Here is a 3,314-nt window from a genome sequence, read left to right on the forward strand (position 1 = left end):
CTCGCTGACTTCCCTGGGCGAAATCTCGCGCACGTCGACATCGAAGGCACGCGCCAGCGACGCTTGCCTGTAGATCTCGTGCTTGCGCTCCTCGGTCAGCGCCACGGTGATCGAACCGACCTGGCGCATGCCGGTGCCGACTTCGGTCTCTGCTTCCAGCTTGACGTAGAGGTCGGCGGAATATTTCGCCAGCCGCGTCATGTTCTGCGAACCGCGCAGCTGGCCGATCAGGCCGGCAGCATGCCATGTCGTGCCCGACGTCAGCCGCTTGCGTTCGAGAAGCACGATGTCGGTCCAGCCAAGCTTGGCCAGGTGATAGGCGACCGAACAGCCGGAAACGCCGCCGCCGATGATGACCGCTCTTGCTTTGGCGGGAACTGCCTTGGCGATCATGCTGCCTCGCGACGGTAGCTGGAAGCAAAGCGGCGCAGACGAAGTGCAGCTTCCTGCAGCACGGGTTCGGGCTGGCAGAGGCTGATGCGAATGTGGCCGGCGGCCGCCTCGCCGAAGCTGGAGCCGGGCATCACGCCAACCTTTTCCTTGTCGAGCAGGGCCCAGGCGAATTTCTCGTCGTCCGGCTCGACGGCCGAGATGTCGAGCATGACATACATGCCGCCCTCCGAACCGCGCACGGTGACATCGTTCATGCCCCGCACGGCGTCGAGCAAGACGGTGCGGCGTGCCGCGTAGCGTTCGGCGATCTCCTTGACGCCGTAACGGTTCTCCAGCGCCTCGGAACAAGCGATCGAGATGAAGGCCGGCAGGCCGTAGGTCGTCACCAGATTGAGATTGATCATGAGCGTGATCATCTGCTCCGGTCCCGTCAGCCAGCCCATGCGCCAGCCGGTCATGCCGTGGCTCTTGGACATCGAATTGATGACCAGCGTGCGCTCGGCCATTCCTGGCAGCGAGCGCGGCGAGACGTGCTCGCCGCCGCCGAGCGTCCAGTAGACTTCGTCCGACAGCAGCCAGAGGTCGTGCTCCCGGCAGACTTCTGCCAATTGTTCCAGCCGCTCGCGCGAATAGACCGCACCGGTCGGATTGTTCGGCGTGTTGATCAGGATGGCGCGCGTGTTCGGCCGGATTGCCGCGCGGATCATGTCGGCTCGCGGCTGGAAGCCATCCTCGGCCGGTGTCTCGACGACGGTGAAATCAGCGCCAGCGGCGCTGAACGTGTTGGGATAGGTGGCATAATAGGGCGCCACGACGATGGCGTGATCGCCCTGGTCGAGCACGCCCTGCACGGCCGCGTAGAGTGCGGCCTGGCCGCCCGGCGTGGCGATCACCTGATCCGGCGATGTCTCGACGCCGGTGCAGGCGCTCGAGGCCGCGGCCATCGCCTTGCGCAGGCGCGGCAAGCCGGGAAGCGGGGTGTAGTGATGATTGCTGCCGCGAACCGCGGTCACACAGGCTTCGATGGTCTGCGAAGGCGTGTCGAAATCATGGTCGCCAACCGACAGCATGATGATGTCTTCGCCGGCCTCCTTGCGCGTCCAGGCGGCGAAATGGACTTCCCAGCCGTCCTTGCCCGAAGGCACGATGCCGGAAATGCGCGATGATGGTCTAGGCATGCAAAACTCCCGAAATTTCGTAGCCGGCCTGTTCGAGCCGGTCGCGCAGGGCGGCGATGTGCGGTGGTCCGACTTCGCAGCAGCCGCCAACGATGCTTGCGCCAGCCTCCACCCAGCCGATCGCCTGGTCGGCATAGGCATCCGGGCCAAGGTCGTGACGAGCGTGCAGTACATCGACGGTGCCGCCGTGCTTAAGTGCTTCGGTTGACGTGAAGCCATTGGCATATGCGCCGACCGGGCCGCCGAGGCCGATCAGTTCAGGCAAAGCCGCGGCGATTGCTTCCGGCCGGCAGCAATTGACCAGCCGCGCGGCGACTGCCAGGCCGTCGAGCGCGCTTGCCCCAGTGGCTATTGCTTCGCCGCTGCGCAGGCGCGGCTTGCCGTGGTCAGCCAGCGTCCACGATACCCATACCGGCTTGCCGCTTTCCGATGCAGCGGTGACCGCTGCGCGGGCTTCGTCCGCCGACGCCATGGTTTCACACAGGAACAGGTCGACGCCATCGGCCTGCTCGGCAACGATGCGGCGGTAAATATCGAGCGTCTCCTCGAAGGAAATGGTCAGTGCCGGTGCATAGCTGCCGAAAAGCGGCGACAGGCAACCGGCGATGGCTGCATCGCCGGCCTCGTCGCGGGCCTGCCTGGCCAATTCGATGCCGCGCTTCTGCAATGGCTTGAATAGGTCTTCCGCACCTTCGCGCGCCAGGCGTTCGGGTGTCGCAGAATAGGTGTTGATGGTGATGACACGTGCGCCGGCACGGATGAATTCCGCGTGCAGGTCGCGCACCAGATCCGGTTCGTCGATCAGCACCCTGGCCGACCATAGCGGCGTCGGCTCGGATTGGCTGCGGCGGACCAGTTCCTGGCCCATGCCGCCATCGGTGAGGATGATTTTCTTCATGCGCGCAGCCTTTCGTTCTTCGGATCCCACAGCGGTTCATCCTTCTGCACGATTGCCTGAAAGCGGTCACCGAAGATTTCGACCTCGACTGATGTACCTGGTTCGGCCAGGTCGGCGCGCAGCATGCCGAGCGCGATCGACTTGTCGATGCGATGGCCCCAGCCGCCCGACGTCGTCTCGCCGACGATCTTGCCGTCATGCCAGAGTGTAGAAACTGACGGAGCGTCGCAATCGCCGGGGTTTTCCACCACCAGCGTAACGAAGCGCTTCTTCACGCCTTGCTGCTTTTCGTTCAGCAGTGCCGCCTTGCCACGGAAGTCGGGCTTGTCCCATTTGACGAAGCGTTCGAGCCCGCCCTGCAGGATCGAATAGTCGGTCGACAGGTCGCCCTTCCAGGTGCGGTAGCCTTTCTCAAGCCGGAGCGAATCCAGCGCGTACATGCCGAAAGGCTTCAGCCCGTGCTGCTGGCCTGCGGCGCAAACGGCATCGAAGATGGCGGCGGTGTCGTCGATCCTGGTGTGGATTTCCCAGCCGAGTTCGCCGGCGAAGGAGACGCGCACGAGTTTGGCCCAGCGGCCGGCGATCTTCGTCTCCTGATGCGTCAGCCATGGCAGAGTGAGGTCGGCTTCGCAGACATCGGCGAGGATTTTTCGCGAGTTCGGGCCTGCCAGGATCTGGGTCGAGAATTCCTCGGTCCGGTCGATCAGCTTGAACGGTGCGTCCTTGGGCATGCGCGACTTCAGCCATTCGAAATCATGCCACTGCGCGACCGCCGCGGTGATCAGCGTCATCAGGTTCTCGTCGTGACGCACGACGGACATTTCGGTGACGATGCGGCCCTTGTC

Annotated in this window: 4 protein-coding genes; all 4 read right to left on the bottom strand. The window is 64.2% G+C overall.

All coding sequences use genetic code 11. The features are described from left to right. On the bottom strand, positions 1 to 393 hold a 393-nt coding region (locus EN932_RS32115), incomplete at its 3' end, for an FAD-binding oxidoreductase (protein WP_164890726.1). Then, positions 390 to 1,571: a pyridoxal phosphate-dependent aminotransferase gene (locus EN932_RS32120; RefSeq protein WP_063172401.1), complete on the bottom strand. Its 1,182-nt coding sequence runs from the start codon at positions 1,569 to 1,571 to the stop codon at positions 390 to 392. The genes EN932_RS32120 and EN932_RS32115, both read right to left, overlap by 4 nt. Next, positions 1,564 to 2,469: a homocysteine S-methyltransferase family protein gene (locus tag EN932_RS32125; RefSeq protein ID WP_127369714.1), complete on the bottom strand. Its 906-nt coding sequence runs from the start codon at positions 2,467 to 2,469 to the stop codon at positions 1,564 to 1,566. Before EN932_RS32125 ends, EN932_RS32120 begins: the two co-directional genes overlap by 8 nt. Further along, a partial coding sequence (locus tag EN932_RS32130; protein ID WP_164890727.1) for an aminomethyltransferase family protein occupies positions 2,466 to 3,314 on the bottom strand: 849 nt, incomplete at its 5' end. The genes EN932_RS32130 and EN932_RS32125, both read right to left, overlap by 4 nt.

The organism is Mesorhizobium sp. M7A.F.Ca.US.002.01.1.1, from assembly GCF_004022955.1.
GTDB classification, from domain to species: Bacteria; Pseudomonadota; Alphaproteobacteria; order Rhizobiales; family Rhizobiaceae; genus Mesorhizobium; species Mesorhizobium ciceri.